Origin of the sequence: Ruminococcus flavefaciens AE3010, assembly GCF_000526795.1 — a bacterium.
GTDB classification, from domain to species: Bacteria; Bacillota; Clostridia; order Oscillospirales; family Ruminococcaceae; genus Ruminococcus; species Ruminococcus flavefaciens_D.
On the sequence record NZ_JAGT01000001.1, the window covers coordinates 2694872 to 2720088 of the forward strand.

21 protein-coding genes are annotated in these 25217 nt (G+C 50.1%); 13 read left to right on the forward strand and 8 right to left on the reverse strand.

All coding sequences use genetic code 11. The features are described 5' to 3' along the window. The first annotated feature begins 17 nt into the window (after nucleotides 1-17). The 4 genes from N774_RS0111875 (at nucleotide 18) to N774_RS0111890 (ending at nucleotide 5207) form a co-directional block, all read left to right on the forward strand. Nucleotides 18-683 carry a response regulator transcription factor gene (locus tag N774_RS0111875; RefSeq protein WP_024861453.1) on the forward strand — a complete coding sequence of 222 codons (666 nt, stop codon included), beginning with the start codon at nucleotides 18-20 and terminating at the stop codon, nucleotides 681-683. After that, nucleotides 680-1693 (forward strand): sensor histidine kinase, encoded by a 1014-nt coding sequence (locus tag N774_RS0111880; protein ID WP_024861454.1) that lies wholly within the window; start codon nucleotides 680-682, stop codon nucleotides 1691-1693. Before N774_RS0111875 ends, N774_RS0111880 begins: the two co-directional genes overlap by 4 nt. Nucleotides 1694-1828: 135 nt before the next feature. Further along, the gene (locus tag N774_RS0111885; RefSeq protein ID WP_024861455.1) at nucleotides 1829-4219 is read left to right on the forward strand and encodes a leucine-rich repeat protein; all 2391 of its coding nucleotides are present in this window, start codon (nucleotides 1829-1831) and stop codon (nucleotides 4217-4219) included. Between the two features lie 19 nt (nucleotides 4220-4238). Further along, nucleotides 4239-5207, forward strand: coding sequence for a GTP-binding protein (locus N774_RS0111890; RefSeq protein ID WP_024861456.1), 969 nt, complete (start codon nucleotides 4239-4241; stop codon nucleotides 5205-5207). 100 nt (nucleotides 5208-5307) lie between these two features. Here the strand turns inward: N774_RS0111890 and N774_RS0111895 are convergent, their stop codons facing one another. The 3 genes from N774_RS0111895 to N774_RS18360 form a co-directional block, all read right to left on the reverse strand. Further along, nucleotides 5308-6816 (reverse strand): zinc ribbon domain-containing protein, encoded by a 1509-nt coding sequence (locus N774_RS0111895; RefSeq protein ID WP_024861457.1) that lies wholly within the window; start codon nucleotides 6814-6816, stop codon nucleotides 5308-5310. A 164-nt stretch (nucleotides 6817-6980) separates the two neighbouring features. Next, on the reverse strand, nucleotides 6981-7670 hold the full coding sequence (locus tag N774_RS0111900) for a dockerin type I domain-containing protein (RefSeq protein ID WP_024861458.1): 690 nt from the start codon (nucleotides 7668-7670) through the stop codon (nucleotides 6981-6983). Nucleotides 7671-7768: 98 nt separating this feature from the next. Then, nucleotides 7769-8908: a leucine-rich repeat protein gene (locus tag N774_RS18360; protein ID WP_024861459.1), complete on the reverse strand. Its 1140-nt coding sequence runs from the start codon at nucleotides 8906-8908 to the stop codon at nucleotides 7769-7771. Nucleotides 8909-9118: 210 nt separating this feature from the next. Here N774_RS18360 and metG point away from each other — a divergent pair, with 210 nt between their 5' ends. Then, nucleotides 9119-11110 (forward strand): methionine--tRNA ligase, encoded by a 1992-nt coding sequence (metG, locus tag N774_RS0111910; protein ID WP_024861460.1) that lies wholly within the window; start codon nucleotides 9119-9121, stop codon nucleotides 11108-11110. 284 nt (nucleotides 11111-11394) lie between these two features. Here the strand turns inward: metG and N774_RS0111915 are convergent, their stop codons facing one another. From N774_RS0111915 to N774_RS0111930, 4 genes are all read right to left on the reverse strand, one after another. Beyond that, nucleotides 11395-13260, reverse strand: coding sequence for a hypothetical protein (locus N774_RS0111915; RefSeq protein WP_024861461.1), 1866 nt, complete (start codon nucleotides 13258-13260; stop codon nucleotides 11395-11397). Continuing rightward, nucleotides 13230-13751, reverse strand: a complete 522-nt coding sequence (locus N774_RS0111920) for an RNA polymerase sigma factor (protein ID WP_024861462.1) — start codon at nucleotides 13749-13751, stop codon at nucleotides 13230-13232. The genes N774_RS0111915 and N774_RS0111920 overlap by 31 nt, the downstream gene beginning before the upstream one ends. A 187-nt stretch (nucleotides 13752-13938) precedes the next feature. Continuing rightward, nucleotides 13939-14613 (reverse strand): 2-C-methyl-D-erythritol 4-phosphate cytidylyltransferase, encoded by a 675-nt coding sequence (ispD, locus tag N774_RS0111925; protein WP_024861463.1) that lies wholly within the window; start codon nucleotides 14611-14613, stop codon nucleotides 13939-13941. A 17-nt stretch (nucleotides 14614-14630) separates the two neighbouring features. Then, nucleotides 14631-16070, reverse strand: coding sequence for a hypothetical protein (locus tag N774_RS0111930; protein ID WP_024861464.1), 1440 nt, complete (start codon nucleotides 16068-16070; stop codon nucleotides 14631-14633). Between the two features lie 656 nt (nucleotides 16071-16726). On the opposite strand from N774_RS0111930, the gene N774_RS0111935 reads away from it, so the two are divergent. From N774_RS0111935 to N774_RS0111970, 8 genes are all read left to right on the forward strand, one after another. After that, nucleotides 16727-17491 carry a histidinol-phosphatase gene (locus N774_RS0111935; protein WP_024861465.1) on the forward strand — a complete coding sequence of 255 codons (765 nt, stop codon included), beginning with the start codon at nucleotides 16727-16729 and terminating at the stop codon, nucleotides 17489-17491. Between the two features lie 366 nt (nucleotides 17492-17857). Continuing rightward, on the forward strand, nucleotides 17858-18484 hold the full coding sequence (gene pth / locus N774_RS0111940) for an aminoacyl-tRNA hydrolase (RefSeq protein WP_024861466.1): 627 nt from the start codon (nucleotides 17858-17860) through the stop codon (nucleotides 18482-18484). A 17-nt stretch (nucleotides 18485-18501) separates the two neighbouring features. Next, a complete protein-coding gene (gene mfd, locus N774_RS0111945; protein ID WP_024861467.1) occupies nucleotides 18502-21963 on the forward strand; it encodes a transcription-repair coupling factor in 3462 nt (1153 codons plus the stop codon). Between the two features lie 253 nt (nucleotides 21964-22216). Next, the gene (locus tag N774_RS0111950; protein WP_024861468.1) at nucleotides 22217-22540 is read left to right on the forward strand and encodes a DUF6442 family protein; all 324 of its coding nucleotides are present in this window, start codon (nucleotides 22217-22219) and stop codon (nucleotides 22538-22540) included. Between the two features lie 14 nt (nucleotides 22541-22554). Beyond that, nucleotides 22555-22884 (forward strand): DUF6442 family protein, encoded by a 330-nt coding sequence (locus N774_RS0111955; protein ID WP_024861469.1) that lies wholly within the window; start codon nucleotides 22555-22557, stop codon nucleotides 22882-22884. Between the two features lie 15 nt (nucleotides 22885-22899). Continuing rightward, nucleotides 22900-23229, forward strand: a complete 330-nt coding sequence (locus N774_RS0111960; protein ID WP_024861470.1) for a DUF6442 family protein — start codon at nucleotides 22900-22902, stop codon at nucleotides 23227-23229. 14 nt (nucleotides 23230-23243) lie between these two features. Next, nucleotides 23244-23582 (forward strand): DUF6442 family protein, encoded by a 339-nt coding sequence (locus tag N774_RS0111965; protein WP_024861471.1) that lies wholly within the window; start codon nucleotides 23244-23246, stop codon nucleotides 23580-23582. A 4-nt stretch (nucleotides 23583-23586) separates the two neighbouring features. Continuing rightward, complete coding sequence (locus N774_RS0111970; protein ID WP_431767935.1) at nucleotides 23587-23799, forward strand: helix-turn-helix transcriptional regulator; 213 nt, start codon at nucleotides 23587-23589, stop codon at nucleotides 23797-23799. 66 nt (nucleotides 23800-23865) lie between these two features. Here the strand turns inward: N774_RS0111970 and N774_RS0111975 are convergent, their stop codons facing one another. Then, complete coding sequence (locus tag N774_RS0111975) at nucleotides 23866-24996, reverse strand: ATP synthase F0 subunit B (RefSeq protein ID WP_024861473.1); 1131 nt, start codon at nucleotides 24994-24996, stop codon at nucleotides 23866-23868. Between the last annotated feature and the right edge of the window lie 221 nt (nucleotides 24997-25217).

Sequence of the window (25217 nt, forward strand, 5' to 3'; positions counted from 1 at the left end):
AATTAACGAGGTGAAATATGAGCAAGATCTTCATTGTCGAGGACGACAGGTCTATCCGCGAGGAGCTTGCGGAGCTCCTGCGCAATTCGGGCTACGAAGCCGAGTACCTTACGGACTTCACAGACTCAAAGGCGAAGATACTCGCCGCAAAGCCCGACCTTATCCTCATGGACATAAATATCCCCGACCTAAATGGGGAGCAGCTTCTCAAAGAGATACGCAAAGAGACTGATACTCCCGTGATAATGGTCACCAGCCGCACATCGGAGACTGATGAGGTGCTCTCCATGAGCTACGGCGCTGACGACTATATCACCAAGCCCTACAATCCCACTATACTCCTGCTGAGGATATCCGCTGTACTGAAACGTGCGGCAGGAGCTTCGACTTCTGTGCAGACCTATAACGGCTTGCAGGTAAACGACGCAAAGGGCTGTCTTACTGACGGCAGCCGTGAGCTTATCCTCACCAAGAACGAGATGATAATATTCCGCTTTATGCTGGACAGACAGGGCAATATCGTCACCCGTGACGAGCTGATGACCGCTCTCTGGGACAATGACGAATTCGTCAACGACAACGCCCTCACCGTGAATATAAGCCGCCTGCGTTCAAAGCTTGCAGACCTTGGCTGCGAGGACGCTATCGAAACACGCAAGAAGCAGGGGTACATACTGAGATGAGATTCCGTGACTATATCCGCGACAGGCTGTGGTTTTACGCTATTGCAGCCCTGTCCTTCGGGCTTATGCTGCTGTTTCTGTCGGCGTACAGGGTCAGCGGTCAGCTTGTGACATTTATTGCCGTTATATTCATTCTGTTTTTAATATCCGAGGAGCTTGTGGGCTTCTTCCGCAAAAGGCATTTTTACACCGACCTTATGGGCAAGCTTGAATTGCTTGACAAAAAATACCTTATCCACGAAATGGTGCAGAAGCCCGGCTTCTTAGAGGGCGAGCTCACCTATGATGTACTTTGTCAGGCTCACAAAGCCATGTGCGAGGAGGTGTCGAAGTATCAGCGGAGCTCCGCTGACTTCCGCGAGTTCATCGAGATGTGGGTGCATGAGGTGAAGCTGCCTGTGGCGAGCTTGCAGCTCATGGCGCATAATCACAGCGACAGGCTGGGTGAGAAGTTCCTCGAACAGCTCCGCCGCATAGACGGCTATACCGATCAGGTGCTGTATTACGCACGCTCGGAGAGTGCCGAAAAGGACTACATCATCAAGGAGAACTCACTGAAGCGCACAGTGTCAAATGTTGCTCTGAAAAACCGCGAGGACATTCAGCTTGCAGGAGCTTCAATTGAGACAGAGGGACTTGACGTAAGTGTAATGACTGACGGAAAATGGCTGGAATTCATACTGGGACAGTTCATTGCAAACAGCCTTAAATACACAGTTGAGGGTCGGGACATAGTAATGCGCATAAGCGCAGAGGAGCTTTCCGACCGAGTGCTGCTGCACTTCCGCGACAACGGTATCGGCATACCCGAAAGGGACATAAGCAGAGTGTTCGATAAGAGCTTCACAGGCGAGAACGGGCGCTCCTACGCAAAGTCCACGGGTATGGGACTGTACATCGTGAAGAGCCTCTGCGAGCGTCTCGGACACACCATATCCGTGACCTCGGAGCAGGGCAGCTATACCGAGTTCACCATAGCCTTTTCAAAGAACGACTTTTATAAAATGTAAGATCAAATCAAAATTTTGCAGAGCAAAATTTTGATTTAAGTAAGTAGTGAGTAGAAAGCAGAGAGTAGTAGGGGCGCCGTTCCCTACTACTTACTACTCTCTACTCTCTACTCACTAAGACAAAGAGGTGATACTATGAGCAGACTTATTGCAGCAGCGGCAGCCGCGGCGATGCTGGTACAGCCTGCCGTCGGCTCAGATGCAGTCAGCATGGAATACAGCGACGATTATACCTTTGTGCTGGACAGCTTTTGTTCGGGTGATGTAGCTGTACCTGCGGAACATGATGGCAGGGCGGTAACAGAGGTCTACATTGTCAGCAACAAGAACATAACATCGGTCAGCCTGCCCGATACAGTCAGGACTGTTTATGCGGAAGACTGCTCCGCCGCAGCTTATTATACTGCTGAGGATAATCCCTATCTTTGCTCGGTGGACGGAGTTCTCTACAGCAAGGCTATGGACAGGCTTGTGCGCTATCCTCAGGGAAAGACCGACAGGCGCTATAAGGTGGCTGATACCGTAAAGGTGATAGATCAGTATGCCTTTTGCCATGCCGAGGAGCTTGCTGCGGTTGAACTGCCCGAGGGCTTGATGAAGATAGGGGAAGCTGCCTTTGCGGAGACTGAGATACCTACATTCTGTCTGCCCGAGTCTCTTGAATATATCGGCGACGGAGCCTTTGCGCACAATAACTGCCTTGAGACCATAACTATCCCGAAAAATGTCTCGGAGATGATCATACCTTTTATGCAGTGCGATCATCTGGAAAGCATTGTTCTGGAGAGCACCAAAGCCATAGAACAAAACAGTGAATGGGGTGGGAATCCCGACTGGAGCTACGACCCACTGTCATTTATGTACAATTGCAGCGATGAAGTCGCTGTGTATCTGCCCGACGAGAGCTATGACGGATTCATGGAGAAGTATAGCCGTATATTTGCAGCGAACCATGCTATAAAGCCTGTAAGCGAATACACCTCACCTCAGCATTTGAGGGGCGACGTCAACGGCGACAAGCGACAGAGTATCGCCGATCTGGTGCTGCTTCAGAGGTGGCTGTCGGGAAACGGGAAAATAAAGCTGAAACACTGGGAAACAGCTGATCTATGCGAGGATAACAGGCTGGATATGTTCGACCTTGTGGAGCTCAGGCGGCTGCTCCTCACAAGTATGACAGGACTTGGGGCAGAAGCTCACGTAAGCGCATTGGAGCCCACACTGCCAAGTGTCGGAAGCTGCCGTATCCCCGTGTTTGCAGTATGCTTCCCCGATGATGTATTCTTTTCGGGTATTTTTGCGGAAACGGTTAAGGAGCACTGCTTCGGCGAGGAAAACAAGAATGACCTTGCCTATCCGCTGGAGAGCATACCTGCTTATTTTGACCGCGCGTCCTACGGAAAGCTGAACCTTGAATTTGACGTTATTGATTATACCGCACAGAAGCCTGCCGAGGAATACGTCAGCAACAACGCTCAGGAGCTGGTGGAGGAGATAATGGCGGCATTCGAAGACGAGCTGGATTACAGTGCCTATGATGTCAACGATGATTCTGTGCTGGACTCCATGATGATAGTGGTTTCCGAAAGACTGGCGTCTGTTGACAACGACGGCGACAAAATGCCTGACTGGTGGCCTTTTTCTGCGAAGTATTACGGCAGCAACAGCTATGACGGCATAACGGTAGGCAGCTACTGCGTGAGTCCGTTCTGGAATCAGGAGCGTGCAGGCAACAATGCCAAATTAGCTCACGAGCTCTGCCATGCTATGGGACTTACGGACTATTACGTTCTTGACAAGGACAAGGATAACGGCAACGGCGGAATGGAAGGCGAAGCAGGTGTGGAGCTCATGGACGAGGGCAGCGGCGACCTGTCCGCTTTTTCAAAACTCATGCTGGGCTGGATAGCAGATGACGACATACAGGTCTATACAGGGGGCGAGCAGACATTTACTCTGAGCTCCTCACAGCAGAAGCCCTCCTGCATCGTCATACCGAAAAAGCAGGAGGACGACTGGCTCAGCGAGTACTTCATAGTTGAGTTTGTGACGGGAGAAGCCAATAATGAGGTTTATGGCTGGCAGGGCAACCACAATGCCCTGTTCACGAAAAAGGGCGGAGTCCGTATCCTGCACTGTGACGCAGAGGTGTCGAATGACGCATTCGGCATGGAGTTCAAGTACAGCATAAACAGTCCTCACTATGATGTCAGCGACGAAAAGCAGCGTGTGCTGCGGCTTGTGAATCTTGGCGGAATGTTCTACCCGGGCACAAGAGGTCTTAACTACAGGAACATCATCGACGGCAGCGTTGAGGGCTTTGCATGGTACGACGAAAACGGCGATATGACCGTGGATACGGGACTGAAAGTGCAGATCTCGGATTTCCATGCGGGACCTGATTATACGCCAAGTGCATTTTGGGAAAATGATATGTTGTCCAGCTCTAAGGAAGATCCCGCAGATAATCCTGCATATCTCAGGGGCGGCACATACACAATAACAATATCGCCCTCAGACAAATAACACACAGGAGCTTCATAAAATGACAAGGATTGACCTTATAACGGGAATACTCGGTTCGGGAAAGACCACATTCCTGCTGAAATACGCACGGCACTGCATGAGCAGAGGCGAGAGCATCGCCATACTGGAAAACGACTTCGGCGCTGTGAATATAGACATGCTCATGCTGCAGGAGCTGAAAGAGGAGGGCTGCCGCCTTGAAATGATAGCGGGGGGCTGCGACGCGGACTGCCACAGACGGCGCTTCAAGACCCAGCTCATATCTCTCGGTATGCAGCATTTTGACCGCGTTATCGTTGAGCCCTCGGGCATATTCGACATGGACGAGTTCTTCGATATACTCCACGATCCGCCGCTGGACAACTGGTTTGAGATAGGAAGTATCCTCACTATTGCCGACGGAGAAATGGAGCAGCAGCTCTCTCCGCAGATGGAGTACCTGCTCGGCTCCCAGGCGGCATGCTGCGGAAAGCTGGTAATAAGCAAGCTCCGCGGAGAAGCAGAGGACAGCCTTGTGCAGTCCGTACTTGACCATGTGAACTCAGCCCTTGAGGATATACGCTGTGACCGCAGACTTGCGTTCCGCGACGTTTTTGCAAAGGACTGGGAGAGCCTTACAGACGATGATTACAGGCTTCTTGGCGGCGCAGGCTACCGCGGTTCGAGCTACGTTAAGAAGTTCAGCCCCGAGGATATTGAGAGCTCCGTTCACTACTTCATGCATATCGCCATTCCGCAGGATAAGGTGGAGCACCTTATTGCCGAGATATTCGCAGACGAGAGCTGCGGCAGGATATTCCGCATCAAGGGAGCGCTCCCTGCGGAGGTCGGATGGCTGAAAATAAACGCTACCCGTGAAAAGACAGAGCTGTCCCGTGTTGCAGAGGGACAGCCCGTACTCATAGTCATAGGCGACAACATATCCCGTCAGCGTATCGATGAGTATCTGAAGCCGCTGAACACCGATACCGAATATGTGTCTATTTAGCCATTAGCCGTTAGCCGTTAGCTTGTAGGGGCGCCCATTGGGCGTCCCTACATATCACAATAAAGCAAGCCCGAAAGTTATGTGCTTTCGGGCTTAGTTATTATTTGTTAGCTGCAGCAGCAGCGGCTGCCTTTTTAGCCTTTTTCTTGATAGCCTTGTTTGACTTTCTGAAAATGAATCCGAGGAAGAGCTCCGCAGCACCAATTATCAGAAGCATAACTGTAAACGGCAGGAGCAGGCTCTCTGTCAGGTAGTATACAGCCTTGTGTGTGAATGTGAATGCGATAGCGGAACCGATAAGGATAGCAAGTCCCGATAAGAACACCAGTAATCCCACAACATTGAAAGAGGTCGCAAAGAAGCCTGTAACGTGCTTTGCGCGCTTGTCCACTATAACAGCGGTCCAGATAAGGAACAGGATCACAAGACCTCCGAGGATACCGATAGTGATGAATGAGAAAGCATAGCTGCACTTGTCCACGTCGAAGCCTATCTTTCTGCTCCACTCCCTGACGCTCATGGTGTCGCTGAAATTGTCCTTTTCCAGATTCTTCTCGATGAGCTCATATTCGTCGTCTTTGAGCTCGTACTCGAACTCATTGACAACTGCGTTCTTGTTTGCTCTGATGAAGTCGTTCACGAAGTCCTCGGCAGTAATGGACGGGTCGCCGCCCTTGCCGTCGATGATGTAGTCGAGATAGCCCTTGGCTGTTCTTCCTGCGTACTCGCGGAAGTCTGTATTCAACATGTATCTCTTGAAGCCTGCCTCGTCAGCAGCTCCTCTTGTAGCTGTGCGGAAGCCCATGGAATCATAGAGGGTCTTTGACAGCTCCTTGCCGTCGAACTGGGCTGTGAGAGTAGTTTCTGCGTTGAGCTTTTCGGCTCTCTTGCTGATAACGCTGCCGTTAGCGCCTATCTTTACCGCAAGGGTAAGACTGAACGCCAGCAGGAAAAGCATAGTGAATATAGTCACGAGAGAAGCTCCGAAGATACGTCCGCCGCCCACTTTCTTGCGTGCCTTGGGCTTGTTTTCCTGCTGAGGCATAGGTGTGGGAGCAGGAGCTGGTGCAGGTGCGGGAGCAGGCTGCACAGGCGGTATGGGAGGTGGCGGAGCAATGCTGCTCTGTACAGGAGAATTGCCTGTAGACTGATTGCTGTTGCTGTTAGAGCCGTACTGCTGAGGCTGTACGGGTATCTTCATGGTGCTGCTGTTGTCGTTGAAGCCGTTATTATTTGCGGGAGCAGCGGGTGCCTCCTGCTTGGGGAACTCCGCAGGCTTTTGCGGCTTTTCCTCAGCCACAGGCTTGGGAGCGGTAAAGACCTCGGTCACGGGCTCTGGCTCTGATACCGGCTCGGGCTCGGGGAGCTCTATAGTCTCGGAGGAGCTGAGTATCTCCGTGGGCTCGTCGTTAAGGAGCTCCACGTCCTCGCTGGTAAGACTGAGAGTTTCCTCATTGGCTGCTATGACCTCCTCAAGGTGGGGGAGGATAGAGGTGGGCTCGTCATCGGTATGTACATCGGGAGCAGGCTCCTTATCGAGGTGAGCTCCGCATTCTGTGCAGAATAAAGCGTCGTCTGGCATTTCACTGCCGCATTTTTTGCATATCATTCGGTATCCCTCCTATGAGAAATTTTTGTGTAAATGCTATTACAATTATAAGTCATACCAATAGATATGTCAAGTAAAAAAAACTGTTACATTGTATTACATATCGGGATTTTTGACAAAAAAGTGCATATAACGATAAAAAGCCCGCCGAAGCGGGCTCGTGTTTATTCATTTTCGTTTGTGGTATCCTCTATCTCTTTGAGAGCATTAAGAGTTTCCTCAAACCAGCTGTCGTCTATTTCCTGCAGCGGCTGATCGTACCAGCTGCCCCAGTTTTCGATATCATTCGGGTCACTCCACGGATTTGGCCATGTCCACGGATTGTCTTCATCCAAGAGATCCTCGGGAAGCCATGAACTCCAGTCAAAGTTCGGGTCTATCTGGTAACCGGGTTCCATTGAGCTTGCAGGATCCCATGGATTCGACGCATCAGACGCCCATGGATCCCATGTACTATTATCGAAGTCACTCCACTTCCGGACCTCGCTGATGATATTATTGATGAAATCCTCAATGGAGATGTCAGTGCTGTTCATAGACTGGTCAACGTAGTATGAAAGTACATACGAAGCGTCCATAGCGTTTACGGCGCCGTCCTTGTTGACGTCGCATACGGCAAGTATCTCGTCTGTGAGCTCGCCGAGGTTTATTGAATATTCAGAATAGGTCTCAAGGATATACGAAGCGTCCACTGCGTTTATGATACCGTCGCCCGACGGGTCGCCAAGTATCTTTTCGATAACAGCTGATATAGAGTTGTCGGACTGCTCGGCAGAAGCCGGAAGTAAAACAGAGCTTGCGGATACAAGGCACATACCTGCCAGTGCACCTGCCAATAATTTCATTGATCTCATGGGAATGCCTCCTTATCTGTAGATAAATTTACATTTATTATACGTTACAAAGCACAAAAAGTCAAGATACAACAGGTGTATTTTTCGCAGATATACCCTTATTTTTTCAGGAAGTCCTCAAAGGCTACAGCCTCGTTTGTGGCGCAGTAAGCGTAGTACGTGAGGACAGTGGAGGCGTCCACGGCATTTATCTTGCCGTCCTTGTTGACATCGCAGGAGGCTGTTTCGTCTGCTGTGGGCTTTTCGTCAGAGGTGGAAAATCTTGCATAATTGGAAAGTATTATGGAAGCGTCAACGGCGTTTATCTTGCCGTCGCCGTTGGGGTCGCCGAGTGATACGGTCTTTTCGGCGTCAAGAGCAACAAAGGTGAAGCCTGCGCTTTTGGCTGTGCTTTCATTTGCCAATTTTTCAAGGGTAGAGCCCTTGTAGCCGTAGCAGGTGCATGGAACTCTTTTCTCTATAAGCTCGCCGTTCTCGTCTCTGCGTCCTCCGCCGAAGACAAAATCAAGACGGGATTCGATATCGCACTGAGGATTGAGCACGGTGAGCTTCTCCAGATTATAGCACTCATGGAACGCCCAACCGTCTATCTTTTTGACAGTTTCGGGGATAGTGAGCTCCTTGAAGCTGTTGCCGCCGAAGCACCAATTTGGCAGCTCGGTAACGCCCTTGGGGATAGTGACGGATTCCAGAGAGCAGTCACAGAAGCAATTGTCACCAAGAGTTAAAAGTCCATCTGGAAGATCAATTTTTTTTAGTGAGGTGCAGCCGAAAAAAGCAAATCTGCCTATTTCTGTGACGCCTGAGGGAATGTTTATCTCTTCAAGAGAACGGCAGTCCGAAAATGCGTGTTCGGGTATGGACGTGATATTTGCAGGGAGCTTTACTGATCTCAGGTTGGGAGAGCTTGAACACATGTGGCTGCTCAGCGATTTGATAGAGTCGGGAAGAACGATAGAGGTGATCGTATCCGAGTAAAATGCTCCGTCAAATATATCCGTAACGGGAAGTCCTTCTATCTCGGCAGGGATAACGATATCGCCGCCTTTTTCGCAGTGGCTGACAACAACGTGGTCGGAAAAGAAGTCGTAGCGGATATCGTCGATGTAGTCGCTGTCCTCGGCTTCCGTCCATGCGTAATATATTGCGTTTGCGTGGATAGCTTCAAATGCTGCCGGTGCAAGGCATGCTGTAAGGCAGGCTGCGGTGAGAATTGCGTGTATTTTTGATAACTTCATAATGACGCTCCTTTTTGCTGTATTTTTACATATTATATCACGGTTCGCAGCAGTTGTCTATTGATTTTTTGCAAACTTTTTTATGAAAAACACAGACATAGTGCAGTCTTTCCGCAAGCTTGCATTTTTTAACCATATGTGTTATAATATAAGATAACCGTTTCTTTCATTCGGAAACGGAATCTTTACACTCAGATTGGAGCGATTTTTATGTCAAAGAAACCCTTTTACATCACAACGCCGATTTATTATCCATCGGGCAATCCCCACATAGGTCACTGCTATACAACAGTTGCCTGCGATTCTATCGCCCGTTATAAGCGAATGCAGGGCTATGACGTAATGTTCCTCACAGGCACTGACGAGCACGGTCTCAAAATTGAGCAGAAGGCTGCCGAGCAGGGCGTAACTCCCAAGGAGTACGTTGACGTCATCGTTGACAGGTTCAAGAACCTGTGGAAATATATGAACATCTCATACGACAGATATATCCGTACCACCGACGACTACCACGTAGAGGCGGTACAGAAGATATTCAAGGCTCTCTACGACAAGGGCTATATCTACAAGGGCGAGTACTCGGGCAAGTACTGCACTCCCTGTGAGAGCTTCTGGACAGACTCTCAGCTTGACGAGAACGGCTGCTGTCCCGAATGTCACAGACCCGTCAAGTACGCCAAGGAAGAGGCATACTTCTTCAAGATGTCACCATTTGCAGAGCGTATCGAGAAGCTTCTCCTTGAAACTGACTATCTCCGTCCAAAGACAAGAGCTGTTGAGCTGGTAAACAACTTCATCAAGCCCGGTCTGGAGGACCTCTGCGTATCAAGAACCACATTCAAGTGGGGCGTACCCGTATCATTCGACGACAAGCACGTTGTATACGTGTGGATCGATGCCCTTTCAAACTATATCACAGCTCTCGGCTATGAGAACTCCGCACACAGCGACTATGAGAAGTACTGGCCTGCCGATGTTCACATGGTAGCAAAGGATATCATGCGTTTCCACGCTATCATCTGGCCTGCAATGCTCATGGCTCTGGAGCTCCCACTGCCTAAGCACCTTGCAGTACACGGCTATATCACCATGCAGAGCAAGGGCGGCGAGAGCGTTAAGATGTCCAAGTCACTGGGCAACGTTGTTGACCCCTTCGTGCTTGGCGAGCGCTACGGCTGCGACTCCATAAGATACCATATCCTCCGTGAGATGGCTCTGGGAGCAGACAGCTTATTCTCCAACGAAATAATGATAAACCGTATAAACTCTGACCTTGCCAACGGCTTCGGAAACCTTGTTTCACGTACCGTTGCAATGGCTGACAAGTACTTCGGCGGAACTCTCCCCACAGACAGGGAGCGCGAGGCTATCGACGACGAGTTTGAGGCAACAGTTACAGGGCTCTGCGCTGAGACTGACAAGTACATCGACGAGACCAAGCTGAAGCAGGTGCTTGAAGAGATATTCAAGGTAGTCGACCGCGCTAACAAGTACATCGATGAGACCGAGCCGTGGAAGCTGGGCAAGGACGAGACAAAGAAAGCCCGTCTTGCAGCAGTTCTCTATAATCTCCTTGAAGCTATCCGTGTTACATCTGCGCTTCTTGCACCGTTCATGCCCTCCACAATGCCAAAGGTATGGGAGCAGATAGGCGCTTCCGCAGCAGATGTTGAGTACGAAAAGCTCAGCAAGTTCGGCGTACTTCCTGCAAACGTAACAGTTCACAAGGGCGAGATACTCTTCCCGAGAATCGACGTTGACAAGGAGATAGAGGAGCTCAATGCTATCCTCACAAAGAACATGGAAGAGGCAAAGGCAAAGCTGTCCTCAGAGGAAAAGGGCGAGGCTGCTGCCGAGACCGAGAAGATAGAACTCAAACCCGAGATAACCATTGATGACTTTGCAAAGGTAGAGATAAGAGTTGCAAAGGTAGTTGCCTGCGAAAAGGTGAAGAAGTCAGACAAGCTCCTCTGCTTGCAGCTTGACGACGGCATGGGCGGACGTCAGGTGGTATCGGGTATAGCACAGTACTATACTCCCGAGGACCTTATCGGAAAGAAGCTTCAGCTCATTGCAAACTTAAAGCCTGTAAAGCTGAGAGGTGTTGACAGCAACGGCATGATATGTGCCGCAGATACTCCCGACGGAGTAAAGGTGATATTCGTTGACGACAGTATCCCTGTAGGCTCAAAGATAAGGTAGAATGACGCATATAAATTGCTGAATCTATGCTTGGGATTCCAAAGGGAGTATACTCCCTTTGGTCAGGTCAAGGGTTACTCCCCACAGGGTGGGGAGATGTCGCAACGCGACAGAGGGGACGGACCCGATTAGGGGGACAGCCCTTGTAGGGTGTGGGGCGAAGCCCCACAGTTATAAAGCGCTCTGCAAGTGAGGGCGTCCCTTAATAAACAAAAGTCATTGACATCAAAAAACTCCGCTGTGAAGCGGAGTTTTTCTATTTCACTATATCATTTATTGAGATCTCAGTTTTGATGTTTTTTCTGACTTATCAGTTCTTCGATCTGTTCGACCAGCTTTTCGGGATCCTTGCATCTGTATACACATGATGTTTCTGAATCCGAGTATAAGCCCTGATTGGTGAATACGAATGAAGTCGTCGCACTGTGACTGTTTATTGTGTATACCTTTACATTGGGGTCATCGGCGGTGATGACAACAGAAAAATATCCAAAGGAGCGAACCTGCTCATCGGAGCTTATATCAGGCATCGAGAATTTTTCAGACTTTTCCCATTCTGTGTTTTCAAATATTTCTCTTATAGCATCCGATGAAATGTCGTGGGCCGAGTCTGACATATGGGTCGATTCCCAGTCGTTATTCAAAGATTCCGACAATATGTCGACTTTATCATTATTGTTCAGTGAGGAGTTGAGCTCCATTTTAACAAGCTCGTCGTCAGTGAGAGGTGTCATCTTGCTGCTCATCTCTTTCATTTCTTCTGTCAGCGGCGCGAAATCATCTATACTGTACACTTCGGGGAGAAAGCTTGATTTTTTCAGATCACCATATATTACTGTTCCGTTGTCGCAGATATATAACATGGCATTATTGTTCTTAATGATGATCGACTCAGTGGTTTTAGTTAAATTCTGCGTCATTGCAGTGGACAGTTCCGAATGCCAGCTGCCTGCGTTAAGGACCTTCTGCCAGCTCTCCAGCTCATATTTGCCAATATCATAGCAGGTGCATTCACTCTTGTTTACATATTTGATGAGAGTTCCGCCCGTACAGCTCAGATCAACGGGGCAGGTAATATTGTCCTGCAGACCGTTCAGTATCTTTTCTACGTCAGAGTAGTTGTAGGGAGAAAAATGATAGGTCTTTTGCAGAGACTTTCCGCTTTCGCTGTCAATTGTCGAAACAAACGCAATACCCGACGGGTAAAGATCGACCTTGTAGTCGCCGTCTTCATCACTGAGATAAAATGTTATGGCAAATGTTATGGCGTCCTCGTCGGAGCATTCATAGGACTCGTTATCGGTATACCAGAAGCTGCTGCTCAGGCATGATGATATAAGCAGAGCCTGATCTTCGCTGACATTGCCCGATTTGTTTTTCATGCTGTAGCGGACGCCGTTAAAGTCAGCCCTTATGCCTACAAAATCAGGCATGATAGTTTCATCACCAAAGAGTATATGCTTTATCTCGCCGAACTGCTCAGAGGTCATGGAATACCTTAATACGGTGCTGCGGGAAGAGTCCAGAAATGCTGTTATATCACCGCTGCTGTAAAAATAAACAGTGATCTGTCTGCCGTCCTTGTAATAAGTGAAGTTTATGGCATCACAGCCGAGCATGCCCATACTGCCGACATTGATATCTGATGTTTCGTCGTTTACGATCAGCGGATCGTAGATACTTGTGGAGCTTTCCCAATCGATCTGAGACAGAACATTCATAAGCTTATCGGCTGTTTCTGCCGAAGCCGTAGCAGAGATCTCGGTGGTGCAATTCGGAGCGCTGTAAATGAAAAGCAGACCTTCAAGATCTATTGAGCCGAACGGAAATTCAAATATCTTTCCATAGCTTTCATTAACTTCGGACTCCTCTTCGATCTCGGAATCGATACCGTACTGTTCCTTTGAGTCGAAGTCGTTCTTTATGCGCAGATATCCGCCGCTTCCAACAGCACCTATAACAGCGATAACGGCAGCTGCTGCGATGTACTTCTTGAAGCCCTTGGTCTCTACGACCTCAACGTGGTTTTCGACTTCCTCATATTCATCGTCGGTGAAAGAAGACTCTGAAAGCTTTTTCTCCATTTTTGCGCAGAATTCCGAGCTGAGACGCAGGTCGTTCAGAGCGTCTTTATAATCTTTACTTGGCATAGATCTCCCTCCTCTTCCTTGCTGAGTTCAGCTTTGAGCTTTTCGCGTCCGCGCCTGAGCAGCGAACCCACGGTGTTTTCATTTTTCTCTGTGATCGCAGCGATCTCCTTGATACTGTAGCCCTCATAGTAATGCAGGAATATCACCTCTGCATATTTCTTCGGCAGAGCAGCTATCTGCTGTCGGAGCTCACGGCTTGCAGTATCCATTTCGCATATGACCTCAGAGCCTTCGAGTTCGTCAATGGAGCAGGTCCTGCTGAAGCGGAAGCTTCTCCGCAGATTCTTGCATTTGTTGATAGTGACACGCAGGAGCCACGCTTTAAGGTGTTCGTCGTCGTTGAAGGTGCGCCGGTCGGTGTGTAATGAAAGGAAAACGTCCTGAACGATGTCCTCTGCCTCGGCGTAGCTGCCGCTGAACGCGAAAGCAGCGCGCAGAACTGTATTTCCGTATTTTTTGAAAGCATATAATGCTGTAGTATCGTTGTTCATTGCTGTGACCTCCTTTCACATATAACACACATGGGAAAGCGGGAATTGTGCAGGGGGAGAAAAAATTTTTTTCTTTGAAAAAAATTTTTAGTTGAGAGTGAAGAGTTAATGTGTTCGCTTCGCTCACATTATTTGAATAGTGTCGCCGCAGGCGACACCACAACTTTCAACTCTCAATTCTAAACTCTCAACTTTGAAGAAGGACTTCTGCAATGGCGATATCCTCGGGAGTGGTTATCTTTATATTGGTGTAGTCGCCTACGGTCATGGCAACCTTGCCGCCGATAGCTTCTACAAGCTGGCAGTCGTCGGTGAAGTCAAGGCCGTGCTCAAGAGCAAAGTCGATGCCCTCAAAGTAAAGCCTGCGCTTGAATATCTGAGGGGTCTGAGTGATGTAAAGGGAGCTCCTCGGCGGAGTGTCGATTATAAGACCGCCGTCAACGGTCTTGATAGTGTCCTTTACGGGAACGCCCAAAGTCGCGCCGCCGAATACGGAAGCGTCCTTGATGACCTTTTCGATGTGCTCGGGCTTTACGAGGGGACGAGCTCCGTCGTGTATCGCTACCAGCTCTGTGTCCTTGGATATTTTGCGGACTCCGTTGAAAACGCTCTCCTGACGGGTAGAGCCGCCTATGGTGCAGGCAGCGAGCTTGGTTATGCCTGCGGCTTCCGCTTCTGCCTGAATAGCAGGGATATCGTCCTCACGGGCAACGATGATTATCTCGCTGACGCTCTCGCAGGACTGAAAAGCCTGCATGGTAACGCCTATGACCTTGCGCTCGCCAAGAGGGAGCAGTATCTTGTTTACTCCGCCCATTCTGGTGGAGTTTCCTGCGCAAACTATAACAACTGATGTTTTCATAATTTTCTCCTTTATGTTTAGTCCCTGCACGGTTCGGCAGGAGAGGTTCTTATCCGTATAGTCGGAAGCTTTTCCAGTGTATAATAATAATTGAACATACCGTCGGGCTGTGACAGGTCGTTCTCGCCTGTTGCAGGTGGAGCGAATATCCTCAGCTCCATATCTGCGGGAGTACTTATCCTGCGCTTATAAAATGCAGGCATAAGGTCGATGAAGCTTGCTTCGGGTGACTTGTAGAACCACCGTCCGTTAAGCTCTATCATAAGGTTTGAATCGTCCTCGAAGTACAGCTCGCAGAAGCAGGGCTGAGCGTCAAAATGCAGAGGTATGGCAATGCCCTCAGCGTCCTCGGAGCTGCCCCAGCGAAGCTTCACAGGGAGGGATACCTCGCCGCCTGCAGCCATGGTCGGCATGAATCGGGGACGGTTTATTATCTCTCTGTATACGCCGAGAACAGGCTGCTCAACGCCTGTATCGCAGCGGTTCACGTCCTGTATCTCAAGTCCCAGCCTGCCGCGGTCGCGGAACTGATAAAATGTCACACCACTGAGCCAGTCTGCATTTTCCGAATCTATCATGTCGTAGAAGCGGCGTATGTCCTCAGCCTGTCCGAAAGCTCCCACCACATTGCCGTCGGAGTTCAGCTCCGATACGAGCATGGGTTTGGGAACGCCGCCGTTAAGGCAGAGGAAGCGCTCATAGCTTCGCTTTATCATTTCAAAGATATCACGTACCGAGGTTCGCTGATGAGAGTTTCCGCCCGTCTCAGCAATGTCAAATGGGTGTCCCCAGTGGAGGGAGATGTACTTGTCCACCGACCATATATCGGTCTCGCGGACAGCCTGAGCGAACTCCTTTTCCCTGACCATTTCTTCGGAGCTGAGGTCTTCCACGCCGCCTATGCAAAGTATAGTCAGCACATTGGGGGCATGCTCCTTTATGATGTGAACGGCGCGGCAGTAGAAGTCCGCAACCTGCTGATAGGTGGCACGCTTGTTGAACTCGAACCAGTTGCCCGTAGCCTCGTGATTTATGCGCAGAAAGAGCCTGCCGAATGGGCGGAGGTCGTCACCGATAGCGGCGAGGTGGTCGTCGGACACAAAGGGGTCGATGGTCAGGGTCAGGATAACGTCCTGACCGTGGCGGCGTATATCGCGCATAGAAGCAAAGGGCTCGCCGTCGGTACTGCCGTTCAGACCGCCCAGATAGGGGAAGTAGTCGTCGTAGGGGTAGTCCCACTGGAAGCGAGCCTTGGGCATGTCGGGCACCTCTGAAATACGCGCGGGGAACTCCTTGTCCAGCGGATAGTAGCAGTACATAAGGCTTACAGCACGGTGAGGTCTGCCAAGCTTTTGCAGTATGTAGTCCTGAGGGACATACTCGCCGCGCTCACTGCCGTCGCCTAAATCAGCGGCGCACTGCGCCCTGCCAAGTTTTACGGAGAATATATTTTCCATATTAAAGCTCCAAATCTAAACAAAAAATGATTTGTCGAAATTACTTGCCGAGCCCATGAATGGGATTCCAAAGGGACTGTGTTCCTATGGTCAGGTCAAGGGTTACTCCCCACAGGGTGGGGAGATGTCGCAACGCGACAGAGGGGACGGACCCGATTAGGGGGACAGCCCTTGCGGGGTTCGGGGCAGCGCCCCGAATACGGCTGGCGCTTCGCAAAGGGTGAATTCAAAAACAGTCCAGTGGACTGTTTTTGAGAGGGTGACTCCCCACGGTGTGGGGAGATGTCGCGTAGCGACAGAGGGGACGGGCACGATTAGTGCCGCCTTGCAAGTGAAGGCGTTCCCTAACGGGCGGCGAAACGCCGCCCCTACATAAGCATTTATATATCTCAATTATAATATAACGCCGAAAAGATGTCAACCTGATATGCGCTGGATCCGACTTGAATTTTTTTGCGGAAAGTGGTATAATCTAATTGCTCCCCCAACTAAACCTTGCCAACCAATCCTTGGCATAAAGTAAATTTCTCTGCGTCAGAAAAACTTGAAATGCGAGAGCATTCCTGCGTTTTCCTTCCTTGATAAATTTCCTTTCTGTCTTCGTCTTTTTGGCAATGCTTAATTGGTGGAGCAATACTTTGAAAGGATAGCTGCATATGTTGGCAAATTATCATACTCACACAAGCCGCTGCGGTCACGCACGGGGAAAGGACAGAGAATTCGTGGAAAGCGCCATTGAGGGCGGCTTCAAGGTGCTCGGCTTTGCGGACCACTGCCCGTGGGTGTTTGAGGACGGCTATGTTTCACAGATAAGAATGACTCCCGCAGAGGTGGAGGGCTATTTCAGCTCCCTGACCGCACTGAAAAAGGAGTACGCCGGCGATATAAAGCTCTATATCGGCTTTGAAGCGGAGTATATACCACAGCTTGTTGAAGCGCAGGACAGGCTTCTTGCAGACTATCCCCTTGACTATATGATAATGGGACAGCACTTCAACGATCCCGAGACCTGCGGCGTTTATATGGGAGTTCCCACTGCTGACGAGAGGATACTGGTGAAGTACGTTGACCGCATAATCGAGGGCATGGAGTCGGGGAGATACCGTTATCTCGCTCACCCCGATCTGCTGGATTTCACAGGAGATGCGGAGCTTTATGAGGAGCACTACACGAGGCTCTGCGAGTACCTTAGATCAAAAAATATCCCCGTGGAGATAAATCTGCTCGGCATGACAGGGGGCAGACACTACCCGTCGGAGCGCTTTTTCCGCATTGCGAAAAAGGTGGGGAACAAGGCGATAATCGGCTGTGACGCACATCTGCCGCAGTCGCTGTGCGACCATGCAGCAATGGAAATGGGCATGCGGTTTGCGGAAAAAATCGGCATTGAGCTTGTGGAGACACTTACGGGCTTAGATTAACGGACTAACTTGTAGGGGCGGATATTATCCGCCCAGAAAGGGAACGCTCTCACTTGCAGGGCGGCACTAATCGTGCCCGTCCCCTCTGTCGCTACGCGACATCTCCCCACACCGTGGGGAGTCACCCTCTCAAAAACAGTCCACTGGACTGTTTTTGAATTCACCCTTTGCGGAGCGCCTGTCGTATTCGGGGCGCTGCCCCGAACCCCGCAAGGGCTGTCCCCCTAATCGGGTCCGTCCCCTCTGTCGCATTGCGACATCTCCCCACCCTGTGGGGAGTAACCCTTGACCTGACCAAAGGGTTGTGAACCCTTTGGAATCCCGTTCATTGGTTAAAGCAACAATATAGGCATAAGGAGAAATAAAATGAGCATTTTTGATGTATTCGACAGGATCGCCGCAAATTCTAACGCGGCAAGAGGTAAAATAGAATATGTTATAGCAGGTCTTGGCAATCCCGGACTTGAATACGAGAACACACGCCACAATGCAGGCTTCATGGTGCTTGATGAGCTGGCGGAGCAGCTTGGCGAGAAGATAGACCGCCTGAAGTTCAAGGGCAAGACTGCCGAGGTCACTATCGAGGGCAAGCGCTGCCTGCTGCTGCAGCCCACCACCTATATGAACAACAGCGGCGAAGCCATAGTGCAGGCTCTGGAGTTCTACAAGATAGATGCGGCTAATCTAATAGTCGTATGTGACGATATATCCCTTGACTGCGGAAAGCTCCGCATACGCCGCAAGGGCAGCCACGGCGGACACAATGGTCTCCGCAGCATATGTGAGCTGACGGGAAGGGACGACTTTCCCCGCATAAAAATGGGCGTCGGCAAGAAGCCTCACCCCGACTACGACTTAGCAAAATGGGTGCTTGGCAAGTTCGGCAAGGAGGACTCGGAGAAAATGGCTGAGTCCGTGAAGAACGCCTGCGAGTGCATAAAGCTCATGGTTCAGGACAAGACCGACGAAGCCATGAACAAGTATAATTCCTGATTCTTACGGAGAAGCAAATGGAACTTTTTAAACAACTATTCAGCGAGCTTGCAGGCTTTAAAAGTCTGCGGGAGGCTGTTGACAAAAATATCTCACCCGTCTCGGTGACGGGTATTTCCCATATACACAGGGCGCAGCTCATAAACGCCCTCAGCGGCGGAAAGATAAATCTTGTCATCACGGGTTCGGAGGCGGAAGCTAAGAAGCTCAGCGACGACATCAACATGATGTCGGGCAGCGAGGAGGCTGTGCTTTTCCCCTCAAAGGAGCTGGTATTCACTCCTGTTGACAGTACCAACCACGAATACGAGCATATGCGTATAGCCGCCCTCATAAAGGCGGCTAAAAGTCGCTGCAGCGTTATCTGCGCAAGTATCGAGGCTGTCATGCAGCCCGTTATCCCTGTGGGAGTCCTTATCGCCGCAGGCATAGAGCTTACACAGGGACAGGAAGTTGACCTAACGGAGCTTGCGGTTACGCTTGCAAAGTGTGGCTATCAGCGCTGCGAAAAGGTGGAGGGCGCTTCACAGTTCTCCATACGCGGCTCTATCCTTGACATATTCCCTGTGCAGTCCGACAAGCCCGTTCGTATCGAGCTGTGGGGCGACGAGATAGACAGCATATCCGAGTTCGAGACCGACACTCAGCGCCGCACGGACGCTCTTGAAAAGGTGGAGATATACCCCTCGGGAGAAGTCCTCTACGACAACGAGGAGCTTGCGGACAAGATAGAGGAGCTCTGCAAGAAAGTCCGCGGCAAGCGCATGGAGCAGGTACGCGAGCATCTTGGCGCCGATGTTCACAGGCTGAGGGCAGGGGAGATACTCTCCCACAGCGTGAAGTACTACCCTCTTGTTTACGGCGAGCCCTCAACGGTTTTCGATTATATTGACGGAGTTGTGCTTTTCAGTGATTATTCCGACGTTATGGACACTGCCGCAGGAGTTATGAACCGTCACAACGAGGACGTAAAGATACTCATGGAGGACGGCCAGCTCTGCAAGGGACTGGACGGCTATGTCCTTGAACTGGCTGAGGTGCAGCACCGAGCCGAGAAGCGTGTATGTCTCTACATGAGCAGCTTCATGCAGGGCGGCGACCGTATAGACTTCCGCAGACTTGTAAGCTTTGAGGCGATGCAGACCGCACCTTGGAGCGGCGAGATGAAGCAGCTCATCGAGGATCTGGAGGAATACAAGCGCCGCGGCTACCGCATGATACTTGCGGCAGGCAGCGACAAGACCCTACCCATAATACAGCAGGACATCACCGAGAGCGGCATATCCTGCGACCTTGCTTCTCAGGGCATTGAGCCCATTGCAGGCAGAGTGCTGCTTATGTCGGGCAGCTTCAGCGGCGGATTTGAGTACCCCGAGAACAAGACCGTTCTCATTACACAGGGACGTTCAATGGATTCCGTCCGCAGCAAGCGCCGCAAAAAGAAGAACAAAGCCGAGGAGATTCGCTCCCTTGCGGATATCACCGAGGGCGACCTTGTTGTACATTCGGGACACGGTATCGGACGCTTTATCGGCATACGCAAGCTTGAAATGGACGGCGTCACAAAGGACTACATCACCATACAGTACGCAGGTACGGATAAGCTCTATATCCCCGTAACTCAGCTGGATATGGTGTCGAAATACATCGGTCCCCGCGACGACAGCGGCGTGAAGCTCAGCAAGCTCAGCTCGGGCGAGTGGCAGAAGACACGCAGCAACGTAAAGCGTGCCGTAAAGGATATGGCACAGGAGCTTATCGCCCTTTATGCAAAGCGTGAAAAGAGCGTTGGCTTTGCGTTCTATCCCGACGACGAGATACAGCACGATTTCGAGGAGCGTTTCCCCTATGTGGAGACCGACGACCAGCTCACTTCCATAGCCGAGATAAAGGCTGACATGGAGCGTCCACGTCCTATGGAGCGGCTGCTCTGCGGCGACGTTGGCTTCGGCAAGACCGAGGTAGCACTGAGAGCTGCCATGAAATGTGTGCTCTCGGGAAAGCAGTGCGCTATACTTGCGCCTACCACGGTACTTGCCTATCAGCACTACCAGACCGCTCTCCGCCGCTTTGAGCACTTCCCCGTGAATATAGAGCTCCTCAGCAGATACCGTTCACCAAAGCAGCAGCAGGAGATAATCAAGAAGCTGAAGCAGGGGCGCATCGACCTCATAATCGGCACGCATAAAATAATCCAGAAGTCCGTGGAGTTCAAGGACTTGGGACTTGCCATAATCGACGAGGAGCAGCGCTTCGGCGTGGCTCACAAGGAGAAGTTCAAGGAGAGCTTTACGGGAGTTGACGTGCTCATGCTTTCCGCAACGCCTATACCCAGAACTCTGAACATGGCAATGAGCGGCATACGTGACATGTCCGTCATCGAGGAGCCACCGCAGGACAGATACCCCGTCCAGACCTACGTGATCGAGTACAACATGGGTACGGTGGTTCAGGCTATCGTCAGGGAGCTTCGCCGCGGCGGTCAGGTCTACTATATCCACAACCGCGTTGAGACTATCCGCGCCTGCGCTTCACGCTTGCAGGAAATGCTTCCCGATGCACGTATCGCCGTTGCACACGGTCAGATGAGCGAGGACGAGATGTCCGACATATGGGAACAGCTTGTGGAGCATGAGGTGGATATCCTTGTGTGCACAACAATCATAGAGACAGGCGTGGACGTACCAAACGTCAATACCCTAATTATTGAGGATTCCGACCGATTCGGACTTTCACAGCTCTATCAGCTCCGCGGACGTGTGGGACGTTCCAACCGCCGCGGCTATGCCTACTTCACCTATCAGCGCGACAAGGTGCTGACGGAGATTGCCACAAAGCGTCTTAACGCCATGCGCGAGTTCACCCAGTTCGGCAGCGGCTTCCGCATAGCCCTCCGCGACCTTGAGATAAGAGGTGCGGGAAGTATTCTCGGCGGACGTCAGCACGGACACATGGAAGCCGTGGGCTACGATATGTACTTGCAGCTCCTCTCCGAAGCTATTGCAGAGGAAAAGGGCATACAGCCCGAGAAGGTACCCGAGTGCCTTGTGGATATCCAGATAGACGCACATATCCCCGAGAAGTATATCTCCAGCCTCAATCAGCGAATAGATATGTACCGCAAGATAATGCTGGTCAACGAGGACAGCGACAAGACCGACCTCATCGACGAGCTCATCGACCGCTACGGCGAGCCGCCCAAGTCGGTTGTGGGACTCATCGACGTATCACTGCTGAGGAACAAGGCAGCACACCTCGGTATCACTGAGATATCCCAGAAGAATGGTGCTATGTACTTCTATACGGAGTACCTTGTGCCCGAGCAGATAATAGGCTTGCAGCAGGCGTACAAGGGCAGGATATCATTCAACGGCGCAGGGAAGTCCTATGTGGCAGTCAAGATATCGCCGAAGATTCGTCCCTTTGACATGATGCGCGACACCGTGGAGATAATCTATCAGAACCGCGAGAAAAACTAAGAGCTAAGACTGTAGGGGCGCCGTTTCGGCGCCCGTGCGTTACAATACAATTGTCGTGGGCGGATAATATCCGCCCCTACATTATTGTGCGATCAGCATTATTTTGCTTATCTCCAATTGTGCATTTACACAATTTTGACAAGTTTGCTTTGCAAAGTCTTGACAAGTTTACTTGGCAGTGCTATAATGCAATTACCAAGTAAACTTGTCAAAAATTGCCAATAAAACTTTGCATGATATGGGAGGTACAAATATGAACAAGGAAGAAATACTTGCTAAAAGCAGACAGGAAAACAAGAACCGCGATGTTGCCGAAATATCTCAGACAAAGGACGCTTCAAGATTTGCTATAATATTCAGTCTCGCCTTTTACCTGATATTCTCAACGCTTACTATGATAGCTCATAAGCCCTTTAACAGCAGCATTGCAGCTATGGAGACCTGCGTTATGTTTGCAGTTTATCTGCACAAGTCAATAAAAACAAGAAAAAACGAACATATAGTATGTGCATTTCTTATGGGAGCAGCATTCCTTATGTTCTCGTTTGTGGCAATAATGGAATTGTTTGAAAAATAAGGTGGTGTATCAATATGAATAAGGAAGAGATTCTCGCCAAAAGCAGACTTGAAAATAAAAACCGCGACATTGCCGAGATTGACAAGGCAAAAAGCGCCGCAAGGTTCTCAATCGTTTTCAGTATGGGCTTTATCGTAATATTCACCATGCTGTCGCTTTGCGCTACAGGCCGCGTGAACATCGGCGTTATCGCAACGGAATTCTGTATCACGTTTTCAATGCATCTTTACAAAGCTGTCAAGAGCAAAAATTCAGCGGATATTGTCTGTGCAGCCATTAGCGGAGCTACGTTTTTGCTTATGTCTTTCATAGCTGTATGCGAGCTTTTCGGCTTCAAGCCATAAGGAGGTAACTGTATCATGAATAAAGAAGAGATACTCGAAAAAAGCCGTCAGGAAAACAAGAACCGTGATTACGTCGAGATAGACCGCATGAAAAAAAGCACTTTTTTCGCTCTGATGTGCAGTATAGGATTTACCTGCCTGTGGACTCTGCTTTCCATAATCGCTACGTGGCGAGTAAATTTCGCTGTTATAGCAACGGAGTGCTTTATGATATTCTCAATGCACCTGTACAAAGCCATTAAGGGCAAAAAAGCAGTTGACATCTTCTGCGCGGCAAGCTCGGCTTTCACATTTCTCATATTCTTTACAATAGCAATATGCGAGCTTTTCGGCTTCAAACCATAAGGCGGTGAGAGCACATGAACAAAAAAGATATCCTCAAAAAAAGCAGGAAGGAATTCAAAAATCAGGATCTGCCCGAAATTGAAGAAATAAGAAAAATGTCAGTTTTTTCTCTTGTAGCAGTTGTGATTTTCGCATGTGTTATCGTTCTTGCGGAAAAGCATGTTTACGGTGAGTACAACATCGGACTGATGACAGTTGTTTTCAGCGCTCCTGTTATTATGGGACTGTACAGGTGCTTCACAAGCAAAAAGAAGCATAAGCTGCCCATAATTGCAGCCACCGTATGGTTCGCGCTGTGGTTCGGATTTTTAGCATTCTGTGAAATTACTTCACTTATGGACTATAAGAGGTGAGCACATGATAGACGATTCACTTGTACTCCGAAACCGCCTGAAAGAGATACGCAGGGAGCAGCGTCTCTCACAGGACGAGCTTGCGAAAATGGTGGGCGTGTCCCGTAATACTATCAGCTCCATAGAGACAGGGCAGTTCAGTCCCACAGCCAAACTGGCACTGATACTCTGCATCGCCCTTGATAAGAAGTTCGAGGAGATATTTTATTTTGACTGATTATTTCGGGACGTCGAGGACGCCGTCCCCTACAAAAAAGGCGAACCATGCGGTTCGCCTTTATAATTACTTATTATTCTTTTTTGCTTCTTCGATAGCCTTTGAAGCCTCTTCGATAGCCTCTTTAGCCTTGGCAGCATCATTTTTTACCTGCTCCTCGGCTTTTTCTATCTCAGCCTTTACCTTTTCGTATTCCTCTGAGTTTGCTATCTCGCTCTTTGCCTTTTCAAAATCAGACTTCATGTCAGAGACAGCCTTTTCATACTCGGCTTTCATCTCTTCCTTAGTCTTTTCAGCTTCGGCTTTCATTTCTTCCTTGGTCTTTTCAGCGTCAGCCTTGGCATTTTCAACTGCCTCGTCGAACTCAGCCTTAGCCTCCGAAGCCTTTTCCTTTGCGGACTCCTTTAACTTGTCCGCATCTGACTTCTGGTTAAGAAGAGGTATGGACTTGCCATCCTCGTCGTAGAACACGATGTTGTCGATGAACATATCCGACTCATTGGCTACGCCCCAGCGCATGATAAGGAAGTTTGCGTCCTCCATTTCCTCGCTCCAGCACTGTCCGCTGTCAGCAAGGAGGAACTTGAATACCGCATGGACATTGCCCGAGGTCTCAAAGTTGTACTCGCCGCCGCTGAATTCCTTGAAGTCGTACCACTTCTCCTGAGCGGTGACAGTACCGCCGCCTCCGCCTATCCAGCCGGGAGCTCTTACTCCGTCGGCTTCGTCGGTCTTGAGGTGGTCGGCTGTAGCCTGAGCGTACATATCAAACTCAATGCTGCGGACCTTTGCTGCGCCCTCGTTTCCCAGGAGCTTTGTTGCGCTTATGCCTATTTTCTGGACCTTGCCCTTTAGGGGAACTGTATTGTCATCGGTGAATTTCAGCATCTTGTTGCCCATGAGCTCCACAACGGAAAGCTCACCCTTTGCACAGTCGTCGTCGTCATTCTTTGCAAATGCAAAATCAAAAACGCCGTCGTCAAATGTGACCGCATTGGGGTCTGTTGCCTCTACAGGCTTAGGCGGCTCGGGCTCGGCAGCCTCCTCTGTGGTAGGCTCGGCAGTTGTCTCTGCGGGAGCAGTAGTCTCTTTATTGCTGTCAGGCTTGCTGTCGGAGTCCTTTTTATCTCCGCAGCCTGCCGCGCAGGCAGCCAGTGCAAAAGCCATAGCACCTGCGATAAAGCTTTTATAGTTCATAATGTCACTCCTTGTATATTTCGGAGCTCTCGCTCCTTCTTTCTTTACACCAACATTGTAGCACAAAAGGTCATGCAAGTAAAGTCTTTTCTGTTAATTTTCCGTTTTTTCACACGCCTGTCATATTAGCTGTTAGCCGTTAGCTTGTAGGGGCGCGCATTGCGCGTCCGCGAGTGTGTAGTGTAGGGGCGGATATTATCCGCCTGCGCCAATATCATCGA